Raw genomic sequence first — 13,695 nt, 5'->3', positions numbered from 1 at the left:
CAGATGCATGCGTCTTGGCGCGGCCTCATCGTGGGATCGCGCACACTTCGAGAAGATCCTGGCAATACTGATCGATCGTCCGGACGGGATCCGGTAGCTCACTGGCTGAAGCGGACTCGTCGAGGGCAAGCTTGAGGGCGTTGGTCAGAGACTTGCGGTCTGCGGGGGGAACGCAGCGGTCGCGCGGACCAAGCACCATGGCGGTGTCACCAACATCTGTCGCTACGACGCGAACGGATTGCGCTTTCGCCTCCAGCACGACCCGAGGAAGACTCTCGGAACGAGATGGATGCAGCAAGACCGAAGCGCGTGCGTAGTCCGCTGGAGTGACCAAGGTCGATTCGAAGATCTCCATAGTTTTCTCTGATCCCGGAGCAGCGAGTGCCCACGCGTTCCGCACGGCGGAGCCGTCGTTCGTGAATACGACTAGGTGTAGGGGGATATCGACCGCGAGAGCTGCCGCAACCCCATCGAGTTGCGCCTTCTCCGGTCGGGCGTTGCCGATCATCAGAACACGTCGCTTCTCTCGAACGACATCCTGTTTCGAGAGCCAGTCGCCCCCAAGCGCACTGGCGTTGGTGCGCACCCGATGCGGCGCTATGCCGTGCCGGGTCAAGACCTCGGCCGCTGCCTGAGAATTGGTCATGTATCGGTGGACGAGCCGCTGCGTCCAGCGGTCGACCGTCCATCCGGCACGACCGCGCCCGTACTCCAAACCGTTCCTCGCGTCCACGACGAGCGCCTGCGTTCCTACAAGGCGAGCGAACCTGGCGATGAGCGAGGCGCGGAGTCCGAACGCGAGGATGACGTCTGACCGCTCATTGCGGAGATGCCGAAGAGCGTCCAACGGAGATGTGGCCCGGAGAGTCCTTGGGCCGAGGCTGTGGAGGAAGGAGTCGAATCGAGCGCCCTTCTCCCCGAGGTGGAGCGATTGGCAGTCCACGCCGAGCTCGGCCAGCCGCGGTATGAACTCGGCCGCTCGGCGCTCGGTGCCTCCGATACCGGTCACTCGACCCCAGAGGAACGTTATCGATGGGTGGCTCACAGCGCGCGGAACTCTCTCATCCACTCCGCCGTATTCGAGAGTCCGGTCGGGAGCGGAGTCGGCGCGACCTCTCCGAACAAGGCGCGAAGTCGACTGTTGTCGGCCTGCGAGTGCTTGACGTCGCCGGGACGCTCCTCGACATGCTCCACGTCGATCGAGTGACCGAGCGTGGTCTCGATGAGTTTCACGATGTCGAGCAGCGACGTCCGGGTGCCGAAGGCCAGATTGCATGGCGGCGAAGTCGTTCGCTGCAGGAGTGCCGAGGTGATGAGCTCCGCAACCGTTCCAACATAGGTGAAGTCTCGGGATTGTTCGCCAGATCCGTGGACGGTCAAGGTGTCACCGCGAAGTGCAGCATCTAGGAATGCGGGGATTACAGCAGCGTACGCGTGCCCAGCGCGCTGGCGAGGGCCGTAGATGTTGAAGAAGCGAAACGGCAATACGGGGAGTTCGTAGCAGTGATGAAATGCCATGGCGTACTGCTCCGTCGCCAACTTCGAGACCGCGTACGGGCTCATCGGAGCGCAGGCTAATGTTTCGGCTTTCGGAAGCGTCGGGTTCGCGCCGTACACGGACGAAGACGAAGCAAGAACCACGTGAGCGTTGTTGCTGCGTCGAGCTGCCTGGAGCACATTAAGGGTGCCCGTGGCGTTCGCCTCATGGGACCCGAATGGGTCGGCGACACTACGCGGAACTGACCCGAGGGCAGCCAAATGAACGATTGCATCGGCACTGTCAGCTGCCCGCGCGAGCACGTCTGGATCGACAATGCTGCCCTCGACGAGCTCGACCGGGAGACCCTCCAGGTTTGAGACGAAACCGGTGGAGAAGTCATCGATGACCCGGACCTGTTGCACCTCGGGCTGTCGGGTGAGTGCCGCACACAGATTGCTGCCGACGAACCCGGCGCCGCCAGTGACCAGAACCTTCATTGTTGACCTCCATACTCTGGGGTGTCGGTGTGAATCTTCGCGCTGAGTTGTTGATGGCGGCGTTGGGAGCCTTGAGTCTGTGGGAGCAAGCTGAAGAGATAGTCGGCGTGGGAGGCCTGAACCACCTGTCTCGAGAAGTGCGTCGAGACGTACTCTGCCGCTGCGGCTCCTAGCCGGTGCCGCAACGCGTCGTTCTCAACTAGAACCGTCAGCCAACGGGCGAGATCTTCGGCATCGCCGACCCGCGCAACGAGGCCGGTAACGTCATGGATAACCGAGTCCTTTGCGCCAGTAGCCGATGTCGTGACAGTGGGTACCCCGGCAACCGCAGCTTCGAGCACTACGTTCGGGAACCCCTCCCTATATGTTGGCAGACACAGCACATCCATGAGCGGGAAGTATCGTTCCGGATCGTCCACGTGGCCGGCGCATACAGTGCGCCTCTCTTGGCGAGTTTGACCCTCCAAGATAGGCGGCGAATCGTCGCCATCAGCGCCGCCAATTATGAGTAGGACATGCCTAGTGCCGGCTTGGCCAAGCATCGTGCTCGCTTCGTTCAGGTCTGCAATTCCCTTGTCGGGAGTCAGTCGCCCGACAAAGCCGATGACCTTCTCGTCGATGCCGATAGCGAGTTCGCGGCGTAGGTCTGCCACGTCGGACGGATCGGAAGGGTTCCTCACGGCCACTCCGTTTGAACTACCCTTACCAATCACAACGATCTTGGGCTCAGCGCAGAGCCCCAACTCGATGGCGCGATTTCGCAGACTCGGACTGACCGCAATGACGTGCGTGGCGTTTCCACAGGCGACTCGTTCGAGAAGGGATAAGAGCTTGTGTCTGAGGCCGTGTTCAGATTCGAGCCTTAGCCCTCGTAGGAGATAGACGCGAACTGGAACTCCCGCCCAGCGTGCCGCCACCATTCCGAGGAGGCCCGCTTTCGGAGTGCCGGTCTCTACGATATCGGGGCGAACCCGTCGCAACATCCGATGCCACCGCAGCATCGCGAGCAGGTCCGCGAATGGCCTCGGCTCTCTTGCCATAGAGATGTGGTGGTGCTGGACTCCAGGGTGTGCGGTGCTGCCTTCTCCTTCGGGCACGACATGTACGTCGGCGCCCGAAGAAGCGAGGAACTCGGGGAATCCATTTAGCAGCCGAAGTGAGAGCGGCGACGTGACCCCGAGGACAAGTCGCACCTCGGGAAGCCGACGAGGGCCAGCGTGACCTTCAACATCGTCAGCCATTGGCACAGCCGCGCAAAGGACACACGCCGATAGCTCTCGGTCCCAAGACCGGATTCGTGCCGACACCGATCGTGCGAGCACCCTTGCAACGGTGGCACGCACAACCGTAGGGAGGCGCGGACCTAGCGATCCGGGTGGAAAGTGTCATGGTTCCACACTCATAGGTTTCGAAAGGTACTCAGAACTCAGGATGCCAACCTGCACAAGGTCAATATGCTTTCCAGCGCGCCAGACATGTTGGCGGAGGCGCCCCTCTTCACGCCAGCCGCACTTGTCGATGTACACCCGCAGGGACGGGGCGTTGGTCGCCAAGATTGTGCTGTGGAGTCGGTGCAGACCCACGTCCTGGAAGGCAAAGTCGGCGATGGCACGCACGGCGGCCGCGCCGTAGCCCTGCCCGCGAACGTCGCGTGATCCGCCCAGCTTGAGTGCCGTCATCGCGTTGCCGTTGCGGAAGTCGACGTCCCACAAGCCCGTCATGCCGATGGGCTCGCCTGCTTCGTTCAACACCGTGAAGCGGCGCTCGGTCGGTGAACTGGCCGCGCGGTCGTACCAGGCCTCTTGGGTGGACCGGGCGAGAGGCCAGTCCCAACCTACGACGCGGTTTCTGACACCCGGATCGTTCGCGAGTTCGGCCAAGAACCCGAGATCATCGCGCTCCAGCGGTCGAAGGGTGACGCTCTTGTTCGTCATCGCGGTGGCTCCTTGTCCTGGCGTTCAGCACGACCAAGGTCGTCGACCTCTCCGGCTGTCTGGTCGAGTCGCACCCCCCGTGCCGTGGCAACTCCGACGATCGTGCTCCACAACAGGCTGGCATCGAGCACGGGACCGACGCGACGGACGTACTCAAGGTCGGACTCGATCCTCACAGACCACAGCGCGTCGTTGCGATACCGGACCTGCGCGAGCCCAGTGACCCCCTGCGGTACTTTCAACCGGCCACGTTGCTCCTCGGTGTAGCGCTCGACCTGGCTCGGCAGGGCTGGGCGAGGCCCGACGAATGACATGTCACCTCGCAGGATGTTCACAAGCTGGGGAAGCTCGTCGAGACTGGTCCGTCGGAGTGCCTTGCCGAGTGGTGGAACAAGGTCTAGCCCGGCTGGCATATAGCCGCCGCCTGCCTCCTCTGCTCCGTTGACCATGGTGCGGAACTTGTACAGTGTGAATGGCCCGCGGTGACCTATCCGTCGGTGCGCGAAGATCACGGGCTGACCCATCCGGGTCCTCACGAGTACTGCGATGATCGCGAAGAGCGGCGCGGACAGGACGAGAGCGATCCCGGAGAGGATGACCTCGGCGAACCGACGGACGCTCAGATACATGGGCAGGATCCTAGGCGCTGGTAGCACGGTAGGCCGGGAAGAAGCCGGTCTCGGAAAGGGCGGACGGGGATGTCTCGAGCTCCTGGGATCGGGCCACCGTCATGGCCTCGTACTGCGGACGATCCACGACAAGCCGACCAATCTCGAACGGCCGGGCGGAGCCACCGAAGGACTGCTTGAAGTCGAAAAGCGAGTCGTTGGCCCGGAGCCCACCCCCGAGGTGGACGGACGTCCTCTCGTTCTCCCCGGCCCACGTCAAGAGGCGCCACAGCATCAGGTTCGTTGCGCCCGGGGCAGTTCCGCTTGATCCAGACAGGTGGTAGTGCGCGATATCGCTGTCGAGCAGGACGAGACAGCTTGCTACGGCCGTTCGCTCCCTGTCGACGACGCGGACCATCCGCACACGGTCGGGTTTCTCGAGGAGCTGGTGGTAGTAGTCCAGACCGTGCCGGTGCTGACCAGCGGCGCTGACTCTTTCCATTGTTTGGTCGTAGAGACAACGGAACGTGTCGAGACCTTCTTCATCGACACACCCGACTGTCGCGCTCAGTCCGGCCTTCTCGGCCGCCCGCACTGCCGTCCGAGCCCGGCCCCGCATCGTCGACCACATGGAGTCCGGATCTGAGATCTCCACCAGGACGGTGTCTGAGAGATGCTCGACCTCTAGACCTTCGAGTGCGCGAACCTGTGCCGCGCTGCCGCTGGCGGCGAACGGTGCGAATCTGAAGAACACGGAGATGATGTTCTGGTCGCACAGCAACTGGAGGAAGGCGCTCCACAGAGCTGATCGCTCATCCGGCCGTAGCGATGTATCGATGTGGATACCGCCGTACCCGTAGGGCGTAATGGCGTCTCTGGCGCCATCAATTGACAGAGGGCGGATGAGGAGCGGCACCTGGAAGCGGCCGTCCGGTGTACTGGCCACGCGCCAGTCGCCCCCCTCGGACGCCGAGACCGCGCGTCCATACTGCGCCTCGGCGTAGATGGTGGGGGGTGCCACGGGGTTGCGCTGGGCGAGTTCGATCATGCGTTGACCAGCTCTCGGACGGCAGTCCCGATGCGGCTCATGTCTGCTCGGTTGTAGCGATGGTCGATGGGTAGCGAGATGAGATCACAGGGAAAGGAGGCCTCGGCCAAGCGGGGTGGACGCGGCCAGTGGATGGGGCAGTAGATCGCTTGCTTCGCGAGGGCCTGCTGCATCGCGCGAGGCTCGTCCACCCGCAGCGGGAGATGGGACGGCACACTAGCCTCGACAAGGATCTCGTGGTTCACCGGAAGAGCGGATCGGAGTGCTTCTGCGTTGGAAGTTCGACGATTGGCCAGTTGCCGGTGGCTAAGCCGGGACAGAGCTTCCAGCGTGCGCGGTGACAGCAGCGCGGGTTCTAGCTGGGAGAGAGCACGGTCGCTCTGCGTGAACAACTCACCTGCCCGTTCGAGGTCGCCAGCTGACTTCGCCTCCATCGCCTCCCACCCCGGGTGGGACCTCGGGCCCTCGGGAGCTGAGTGTTCAAGGATCGCAGGAGCCAAGACCCCTCGTAGGTAGGCCCCGTCCGGAACGGGAATAGTCTTGCGGAGACTGGCCACCGCCACGTCGCCGATGGGACGGGTGCTGGCAGTCAGCACACGGTGCGTTTCGTCCTCAATGACCCGGGCCCCCTTTGCTTGCAGAATCTGCAGCGTCGCGATGTGCTCGGAGTCGGGAGCGGCGCCGAAGTACGCCATCGTGAGGACGACGCAGCGCTCGTGTTGCGAGATGATCGTCGAGAGTGCGTGCGTGTCTGGACGGAGAGAGGCGTCGACAGGAAACGAGACGAGCGTCCATTCCGCTTGGGGAAACGGAGCGAGCATGCTGTCACAAGCAAACTCCGGTACGACCACGATATCTCGTCCCTCTACCTCGGAAAGGTAGCTGGCACAGGCACGAAGTGCCTGTTGCCCGGATTGGAGGTATGCGAGCGAAGTGTCAGGTTGCTGCCACGGGATCTCGGCAACGTCTCTCACCAGGTCGTCATTCGCAAGTTCGAAGAACGAGCCGATAGGGGTGAAGCGGAGAGGCGTCACAAGGTGGCTCGCAGGAATGTCTCGATCAGCCCCAGCACTCGATCACGAGCCGTCTGGTCCATGGCGGAACCGCTGGGCAGCGAAAGGCCCGTGCGAAACAGCGAATCCGAGGCCCCGGTCAGGAAGGACGGGCGGCCGGCGTAGACGGGCTGCAGGTGCATGGGCTTCCAGAGCGGTCGGCTCTCGATGTCGTCCTCGGCGAGTGCCTCGAGCAGGTCCGTGGTCGACCATCCAGCCGTCTCCGGGTTCACGACGATGGCGGTCAGCCAGCAGTTGTCCTGCGTGTCGCGCTCACGCCCGAAGATCTCCACACCAGGAACCTCGGCAAACAGTTCGGCGTATGCCTCGCGACGCTGGCGTCGGCGGGCGATCATCGAGTCCAGCCGCTCCAGCTGGGCTCGTCCGACGGCGGCGAGCAGGTTGGACAACCGGTAGTTGTAGCCCACCTCGTGATGCTCGTAGTGCACGGCGGGCTCGCGGGCCTGGGTGGCGAGGAAGCGGACGTGGTCGGCCAGGCCGGCATCGTCGGTGAGCAGCATGCCGCCACCGGAGGTGGTCATGATCTTGTTGCCGTTGAACGACAGGACGGCTGCGTCTCCCCAGCCGCCGGCCTGCACGCCCGCCCGAGAGGCGCCGAGAGACTCGGCCGCGTCGGAGAGGATGCGCACGTCGTGCCGACGGGCCACCTCGCTGATGGCCTCGTAGTCGGCGCACTTGCCGAGCAGGTCTACCGGGACGACGGCTGGGACGTTCTTGCCTTCACGGCGCAGCTCGGTGATGGCGTGGTCCAGCAGCTCGGGGTCGATGTTGCCGGTCACCAGGTCGCAGTCCACGAAGACGGGCGTGGCGCCGGTGTAGGTGATGGCGTTTGCTGTGGCGACGAAGGTGAGAGTCGACGTCGGGATGAAGTCTCCGGGGCCCACGCCCCACGAGACCAGGGCGAGGTGCAGTGCCGCCGTGCCGGAGGAGAGCGCCACGGCGTGGGACGTGCCGACGCGGTCGGCCATCTCACGCTCGAAGGCGTCGACGTGCGGCCCCAGGGGCGCCACCCAGCCAGATCGGATGGCGTCGACGAGGTAGCGCTCCTCAAGCTCTCCGACGTCGGGGGAGGACAGGTGGATCCGGGTCATCGGCCGGCGTCCCCAGCGTGGGGTCGGGTCATCGCCTCGCACGCATGTCGCATCTCGACCATGGTGTCAGCACGGTCTGGACGCAACAAGACGTCACCGGCCGTGTCGACGTGCGGGACCGTCACGTGGGAGATCAACGGGTGCACGGGCCGCTCGTCCGGTTCCGAGGGTGCGAAGAGCACCTCGTGCAGCTTCTCACCGGGCTTGAGCCCGGTGAACACGATGTCGATCTTCTCGCCAGCCTGGTCGATCATCTGCCGGGCGACGTCGATGATCTTGACCGGTGTGCCCATGTCCAGGACGAGCGCCTCCCCGTCACGCCCGATGGCCGCGGCCTGCACCACCAGCTGCACCGCCTCGTCCACGGTCATGAAGAAGCGGGTCACCTCCGGGTGGGTGACGGTCACTGGTCCGCCGTCGGCGATCTGGGCGGAGAAGGTGCCCAGCACCGAGCCGCGGGTGCCGAGCACGTTGCCGAAGCGCACGCTGATGTACGTGCCGTCCGCCTGGGCGCCCCGCTGGGCGGTGAGCCCCTCGGCGAGGCGCTTGGAGTAGCCGAGGGCGTTCTCGGGGTCGGCGGCCTTGTCGGTGGAGATGTTGACGAAGTGCTCGACCGCGGCGTCGGCAGCGGCCGTCAGGACGTTGGCGGTGCCCAGCACGTTGGTCTTGACGGCCTCCTGCGGGTGCCGCTCCAGGATGTTGACGTGCTTGAGCGCCGCGGCGTGGAAGACCACCTCGGGGCGGTGCTCCTGGAAGACCTCGCGCACCCGGTCCGCGTCGCGGATGTCGGCGAGCACCACGTCGGGCGACTCCAGGTCGGCCCGGCCCCCGAGGCTCAGCAGCAGCGCGTGCAGGGCCGACTCGTCACGGTCGAGCATCACGAGCCGTGCAGGAGAGAACTGGCTGATCTGGCGGCACAGCTCCGAGCCGATCGACCCCCCGGCTCCGGTGACGAGCACCCGCCGGTCGGTGAGGTAGTGGGCGATGGAGTCCAGGTCCGTCTCCACCTGGTGCCGGCCGAGCAGGTCGGCGGGGGAGATGTCGCGGACGTCGGCCAGGGACACCCGGCCGTCGAGCAGCTCGTGCACGTTGGGCAGGACCTTGACGTCGAGGTCTGCCTGGCGTGCTAGCTCGTAGACGCGGGAGATGACGGTGGAGTCCACGCTCGGCATCGCGATGATGAGGGTCGTGGCGCCCGTGCGCCTGGCCACGGCAGCCGCGTCGTCCGTGGTGCCGCGGACGGTGACGCCGCGGTGCCGGAAGTGCTTCCTGGCGGGGGCGTCGTCCAGGTAGGCAACCGGGTCCCAGGTGCCCCGGGGGTCGCGGCGCATCGTGCCCACGAGGTCACGCCCTGCCTCGCCGGCGCCCGCGATGATCACCGGCGTGCCGACGCCCGCTGCGTGGGTGAGCCTGGGCTGGACCACCACGGCCCGCCACAGGGCCCGGGGCCAGGCGCACAGGACGAACACGACGACGGTGGTCACCAGCACCGACGTCCGGGGCACGATCTGCTGGCCGCCGATCATGTTGATGACGCCGATGAAGATGCCTGAGGCGAGCACGATGGATCCGAGGGCGAACATCTCCTCGAACCCACCGATGGTGTGTCGGCCCTGGTGCAGGCGCAGCAGCCAGGCCAGGGCGCAGTGCACCACGGCGGCCACCCCGCCGAGCACGAGCACGCCGTAGAGCGGCACGCTGCGTCCGGCGTCGCTCATGTCGAAGGTGGCGGTGATGGCCGGGGTCTCGAACCGCAGCATCACCGCGAGGGCGAGGGCGACGAGCCAGGCCGAGCCGTCGAGCAGCAGGAGCAGGGGCACACGCGCACGACGCATGGCGAGAACCAGCCTGGCGCGCACGGCAGTGTTCCCCCCTCGCGATCGTGTCCGCGGTCCCTCACCGCCAACAGCCGCCCACTATGGCACGCACCCCTTGTTTTTGTGACATGTTTGCGCAAGTTCTGGAGCCCTTCGTACACCCCTACGATGGACCCCAGACCATCGAGACGAGGAGCGGGAGGTCCGTCGTGAAAAGGCTCGCCCTGCTGGTCGTCGGGCTGCTCGTGGCTGTCAACGTGGTGCTGCTGGTGGCCGTGGCGCGCACCGACAACTCCGCGGCTGGGCCCGACGGAGAAGGGCCAGACGAGACGTCCCCTGCTGCCTCCCCAACGTCGGGGACGACCGAGGATGGCGAGACCACCGAGTCCGCGTTCGGCGAGGACGCCGCAGTGGCGCTGGCTGTGGCCGGCGACGGCACGGTGCTGCGGTCCTGGCGAGGCGCGTGTGCCCGGGCCGGCACGGCGCGCGTGGACGTCTCGAGCGATGGAGGCGGCGGCTTCGACGAGCTGGCGCTGCCGCTGCAGCCTGCCGAGGACGGTGAGGACCAGGAGAGCGCACTGCGCACGGTGCTGGCCGTGCAGGCCGAGTCCGCCGAGGAGATGACCGTCATCGGCAACAACGCCGACTGCGACGTCCGGGCCTTCACCACCACCGACGGCGGGCAGGACTGGTCGCCAGAGGAGGACGTCGACGACTGGTACGTCGCCGCCTCCGGCGGTGAGCTGGGCTCGCCGGCGGGCATCGTCATGCCGGGGTGCGACGCGCTGCGTGTGGACCCCCTCAGCGACAGCAACGCCAAGGTGCTCTGCTCCGACGGCGCCATCCGGGGCACCAACGACACCGGGGTCGCATGGACGCTGCTGGGCATCCTGCCCGACGCGGTGGACCTCTCCTTCACCTCGCTTGGCGAGGGCCTCGCGCTGGTGCCCGGCGAGGAGTGCGACGCCCAGGTGCTGTCCTCCGGCGACGGCGGAGGACAGTGGGGGCCCGTCGGGTGTGCATCGTCCTCGGAGCCGCCGCGCTCACTCGTCGCCCGCGGCGAGACGGTCTACGCCCTCGCCGGCGCGCAGGTGCGGGTCAGCACCGACGGGGGAGCCACGTGGGCCGATGCGGGCGAGGACGACGAGGAGGACGAGGGCCAGGACGCCGTCGCCGAGTGAGCTGACCGGGCTGGGTCAGCGGCCGCGACGAGGCCGGTTGCGGCCGTCGGGGTCAACCGTGAGTGCGTCCTCGATGGCCGTCTCGTCCGGCGCGATGGGCCGCTCGGCCTGCGCCGTGCGCTCCGGCTCGCCCGGCTGGTGGCGCCGGTGCGGTCCTCCGAACGGGTCCTCCGAGGGGGCACCTGCACCGCCGGCTCTGCGACCCGTGCTTCCACCCGACCCGGCGGCACGCCGCCCACCACGCCTGCCGCGGCTCGTGCCCTGCGTCGGCTCTGCGACCACGGTGGAGGCGTCCGGTGCGTATCCGTAGCCATACCCGTAGCCGTACCCGGAGGCACGCTTGGACGTCGGCGACATGTTGGTGATGCTGCCGAGCAGCTTGGCGCCGACCGACTCCAGCCGGTCGACGGCCGCCTCCACCTGGTCGCTCGTCGTCTTGTTGTGGCGCACCACCAGCAGTGCTCCGTCGGCCTGGGCGGCGAGCACCGCGGCATCGGTGACGGGCAGCAGCGGGGGCACGTCGACGAGCACGTAGTCATAGCGCTGGCGCGCCTCGGTGAGCAGGCGGTGCATCGCCTCGGACTGCAGCAGCTCCGACGGGTTGGGCGGGGTGGGCCCGCTGGCCATCAGGGCACAGCGCGGGCTGACCTCCTGGACGGCGTCCTCGAAGCCGACCTTGCCCAGCAAGACGGTGGTGACGCCGACATTGGGCTCGAGGCCGAAGTACCCGGTGGCCTTGGGCCGGCGCAGGTCGGCCTCCACCAGCAGGACGGAGAAGCCGCCGTCGGCCAGGGCGAGCGCCAGGTTGCACGCGGTGGTGGACTTGCCCTCGCCGGGCAGGGCGCTCGTCACGACGAAGACGCGGCCCGCGGAGTCGACGTTCAGGAACTGCACGTTGGTGCGCAGCACCCGGAACGCCTCGGCCCGCGGCGAGTGGCTGTCGAGGCTGCTGAGCAGCGGCTGCTTCGGGGTGCGCTTGTCATAGGAGATGTGTCCCAGCGCCGGTGCGTCGCCCGTGGCCTCCTGCAGGTCACGCGGGGACTTGATCCGGGTGTCCAGGGTCTCGCGCAGGACGGCGATGCCGACGCCCAGCAGCAGGCCGAGCACCAGCGCGAGGCCGAGGTTGCGGACCGGCTGGGGCGAGACCGGCGAGCCCGGGGCGCTGGCCCGGTCGGTGATCGAGGCCTTGACCGGAGCGGTGGTCTGGCCGGGCGGCGTCTCCAGCTCGGTGACGTACTCGGTGAAGACCTCGGCCGTGGTCTGTGTGAGCTCACGGGCGCGGTCGGCCGAGGCGTCGGTGACCGAGATCTCCAGCACCACCGTCTCCGGCTCGACGGTGGCGGTGATCTGGTCCGCCAGCGCCCGCGGGGAGATGTCGCTGTCGAGCTCCTCGGCCACGCGCCGGGCCATCTCCTCGCCGGTGATCAGGCTGGCGTAGGAGGTGATGCGCTGCTGGGAGAACAGTCCGCCCTGGTAGGCGTCGGTGGTGTTGGACTCCGACGTCGAGACGAACAGCCGTGCGGTCGACTGGTACTGCGCCGTGGTGGTCAACGTCAGGGCCGAGGCCGCGGCCAGCGCCAGAAGGACCGTCACGGCGATCAGGATCCACCGTTGCCGGAGGATCCTGACGTAGTCCCGCAGTTCCATGCTTCCCCGATCGAGTCGTTGACAGGCTCCGGTCACCCTAGACGACAGCTACGTGGCCGTGCTGGCTCAGTCGACCTCGTCCGAGGGCGGCAGGGTGAGGTCGGGGTTGGCGTCCAGGTACTCGACCAGACCACCTTCGGACACCGCCTCGAAGAGGCTGGTGAGGCCGTCGGGGTCCAGCCGGACGATGCTGCCGGCGTCGGGGACCGTGTCGGTGCCCTGCGTCGGCACGGTCATGAAGGTGACGTCGCCGGGGCGGACGCCGCGCATCGCGACCGCGAGCGAGCGGATGTCGCCGTTGGACCAGTCGTCGTCGACCGCGAGGTTCTGGGCGACGGACGACACCGTGCTGCGCAGGCGCAGCGGGTTGGTCAGGGTGTCGCGGCTCAGCGTCTGCACCATCACGGCGCGCAGGAAGTTCTGCTGCCGCTGGATCCGGCCGAAGTCGCCGCCCTCGACGTCGTAGCGCTCGCGCACGTAGTCCAGTGCCTGCTCGCCGTCGTACTCGCTCGTGCCCTCGTCGGTGGTCATCGTGATGCCACCGAGGGAGTCGGTGATGGAGCGGAAGCCGTCCCAGTCGACCATCGCCACGTGGTCCAGCCGCAGGTCCGTGAGGTTCTCCACCGTGGAGATGGCACCGGAGGGGCCGTACAGCGACAGGGCGGAGTTGATCTTGTTGCGCCCGGTGGACTCGCCCCGCTCGTCGTTGACCTCGACGTAGCTGTCGCGCGGGATGGACATGACGACGGCGGACTCACGATCGCCCGGGATGTGCACCAGCAGGGTGGCGTCGCTGCGGTACTTGCCGGAGGGCCAGTCCCCGGAGGCGGCGTCCTGCAGGATGCTGCGCCCGTCGGTGTTGCGCTCGCTGCCGGCGTCGGTGCCGAGCAGCAGGATGTTGATGGCGTCGCCGTCCTCGCTGGGGGCGGGGCGGTCGGCGTCCTCCAGCGTCACCGGGACGCGCTCGATGTCGCCCAGGCTGCTGTTGAGCCAGATCGCGAACCCGCCGGCGATGAGCAGCAGCGTCGCGAACAGGCCGACGACGGCGGACAGCGCGCGGTGCCGACGGATGAAGCCGCGGCGAGGGCCAGCGTTGTCGGAATCAGCATCGTCGCTTGTGGTCGCGGTGTCGTCGCGATGTGATGCCATGGGCCCAGCTGTCCGTCCCTCGATGCGGTACCGCCCGGTGGGGCAGCGGGCCCATGGTATCCGGCCGCCACCGCTGATCTCGCACGTGCGAACATCCTGGGTCATATCGAATGGCGGACGCTCGTCTCACATGAAGAGACGCCGGGCTGTGGTCGGGCACCCCCCGACGT

Annotated in this window: 12 protein-coding genes; 1 reads left to right on the top strand and 11 read right to left on the bottom strand. The window is 66.9% G+C overall.

Annotated features, from left to right (window positions below):
• Positions 1-25: 25 nt before the first annotated feature.
• From ACHAAC_RS02720 to ACHAAC_RS02680, 9 genes are all read right to left on the bottom strand, one after another.
• The gene (locus ACHAAC_RS02720) at positions 26-1,009 is read right to left on the bottom strand and encodes a glycosyltransferase family 4 protein (RefSeq protein ID WP_435714394.1); all 984 of its coding nucleotides are present in this window, start codon (positions 1,007-1,009) and stop codon (positions 26-28) included.
• Between the two features lie 32 nt (positions 1,010-1,041).
• A complete protein-coding gene (locus ACHAAC_RS02715) occupies positions 1,042-1,977 on the bottom strand; it encodes an NAD-dependent epimerase/dehydratase family protein (protein WP_435714393.1) in 936 nt (311 codons plus the stop codon).
• The gene (locus ACHAAC_RS02710) at positions 1,974-3,170 is read right to left on the bottom strand and encodes a glycosyltransferase family 4 protein (protein ID WP_435714392.1); all 1,197 of its coding nucleotides are present in this window, start codon (positions 3,168-3,170) and stop codon (positions 1,974-1,976) included. Before ACHAAC_RS02710 ends, ACHAAC_RS02715 begins: the two co-directional genes overlap by 4 nt.
• A gap of 192 nt (positions 3,171-3,362) precedes the next feature.
• On the bottom strand, positions 3,363-3,911 hold the full coding sequence (locus ACHAAC_RS02705) for a GNAT family N-acetyltransferase (protein WP_435714391.1): 549 nt from the start codon (positions 3,909-3,911) through the stop codon (positions 3,363-3,365).
• Positions 3,908-4,540 (bottom strand): sugar transferase, encoded by a 633-nt coding sequence (locus ACHAAC_RS02700; protein ID WP_435714390.1) that lies wholly within the window; start codon positions 4,538-4,540, stop codon positions 3,908-3,910. The genes ACHAAC_RS02705 and ACHAAC_RS02700 overlap by 4 nt, the downstream gene beginning before the upstream one ends.
• 10 nt (positions 4,541-4,550) lie before the next feature.
• A complete protein-coding gene (locus tag ACHAAC_RS02695) occupies positions 4,551-5,567 on the bottom strand; it encodes a GNAT family N-acetyltransferase (RefSeq protein ID WP_435714389.1) in 1,017 nt (338 codons plus the stop codon).
• Complete coding sequence (locus tag ACHAAC_RS02690) at positions 5,564-6,601, bottom strand: hypothetical protein (protein WP_435714388.1); 1,038 nt, start codon at positions 6,599-6,601, stop codon at positions 5,564-5,566. The genes ACHAAC_RS02695 and ACHAAC_RS02690 overlap by 4 nt, the downstream gene beginning before the upstream one ends.
• Complete coding sequence (locus ACHAAC_RS02685; RefSeq protein WP_435714387.1) at positions 6,598-7,731, bottom strand: DegT/DnrJ/EryC1/StrS family aminotransferase; 1,134 nt, start codon at positions 7,729-7,731, stop codon at positions 6,598-6,600. Before ACHAAC_RS02685 ends, ACHAAC_RS02690 begins: the two co-directional genes overlap by 4 nt.
• On the bottom strand, positions 7,728-9,566 hold the full coding sequence (locus ACHAAC_RS02680; RefSeq protein ID WP_435714386.1) for a polysaccharide biosynthesis protein: 1,839 nt from the start codon (positions 9,564-9,566) through the stop codon (positions 7,728-7,730). Before ACHAAC_RS02680 ends, ACHAAC_RS02685 begins: the two co-directional genes overlap by 4 nt.
• 191 nt (positions 9,567-9,757) lie before the next feature.
• Here ACHAAC_RS02680 and ACHAAC_RS02675 point away from each other — a divergent pair, with 191 nt between their 5' ends.
• A complete protein-coding gene (locus ACHAAC_RS02675; RefSeq protein WP_435714385.1) occupies positions 9,758-10,729 on the top strand; it encodes a hypothetical protein in 972 nt (323 codons plus the stop codon).
• A gap of 15 nt (positions 10,730-10,744) precedes the next feature.
• Here the strand turns inward: ACHAAC_RS02675 and ACHAAC_RS02670 are convergent, their stop codons facing one another.
• Together ACHAAC_RS02670 and ACHAAC_RS02665 are read right to left on the bottom strand one after the other, a co-directional pair.
• Complete coding sequence (locus tag ACHAAC_RS02670) at positions 10,745-12,376, bottom strand: polysaccharide biosynthesis tyrosine autokinase (RefSeq protein ID WP_435714384.1); 1,632 nt, start codon at positions 12,374-12,376, stop codon at positions 10,745-10,747.
• Positions 12,377-12,442: 66 nt separating this feature from the next.
• Positions 12,443-13,525, bottom strand: coding sequence for an LCP family glycopolymer transferase (locus tag ACHAAC_RS02665; protein WP_435714383.1), 1,083 nt, complete (start codon positions 13,523-13,525; stop codon positions 12,443-12,445).
• Positions 13,526-13,695: the final 170 nt, after the last annotated feature.

Origin of the sequence: Aeromicrobium sp. CF4.19 (genome assembly GCF_051262555.1) — a bacterium.
GTDB lineage: Bacteria > Actinomycetota > Actinomycetes > Propionibacteriales > Nocardioidaceae > Aeromicrobium.
The sequence above is the reverse complement of the archived record's forward strand: the minus strand, read 5'-3'. Positions and strand labels throughout refer to the sequence as shown.

Excerpts from the sequence above, each read along its gene's own strand:
- ACHAAC_RS02715 (WP_435714393.1), bottom strand. The coding sequence starts at position 1,977 with ATGAAGGTTCTGGTCACTGGCGGCGCCGGGTTCGTCGGCAGCAATCTG.
- ACHAAC_RS02705 (WP_435714391.1), bottom strand. The coding sequence starts at position 3,911 with ATGACGAACAAGAGCGTCACCCTTCGACCGCTGGAGCGCGATGATCTC.
- ACHAAC_RS02700 (WP_435714390.1), bottom strand. The coding sequence starts at position 4,540 with ATGTATCTGAGCGTCCGTCGGTTCGCCGAGGTCATCCTCTCCGGGATC.
- ACHAAC_RS02695 (WP_435714389.1), bottom strand. The coding sequence starts at position 5,567 with ATGATCGAACTCGCCCAGCGCAACCCCGTGGCACCCCCCACCATCTAC.
- ACHAAC_RS02685 (WP_435714387.1), bottom strand. The coding sequence starts at position 7,731 with ATGACCCGGATCCACCTGTCCTCCCCCGACGTCGGAGAGCTTGAGGAG.
- ACHAAC_RS02680 (WP_435714386.1), bottom strand. The coding sequence starts at position 9,566 with ATGCGTCGTGCGCGTGTGCCCCTGCTCCTGCTGCTCGACGGCTCGGCC.
- ACHAAC_RS02670 (WP_435714384.1), bottom strand. The coding sequence starts at position 12,376 with ATGGAACTGCGGGACTACGTCAGGATCCTCCGGCAACGGTGGATCCTG.
- ACHAAC_RS02665 (WP_435714383.1), bottom strand. The coding sequence starts at position 13,525 with ATGGCATCACATCGCGACGACACCGCGACCACAAGCGACGATGCTGAT.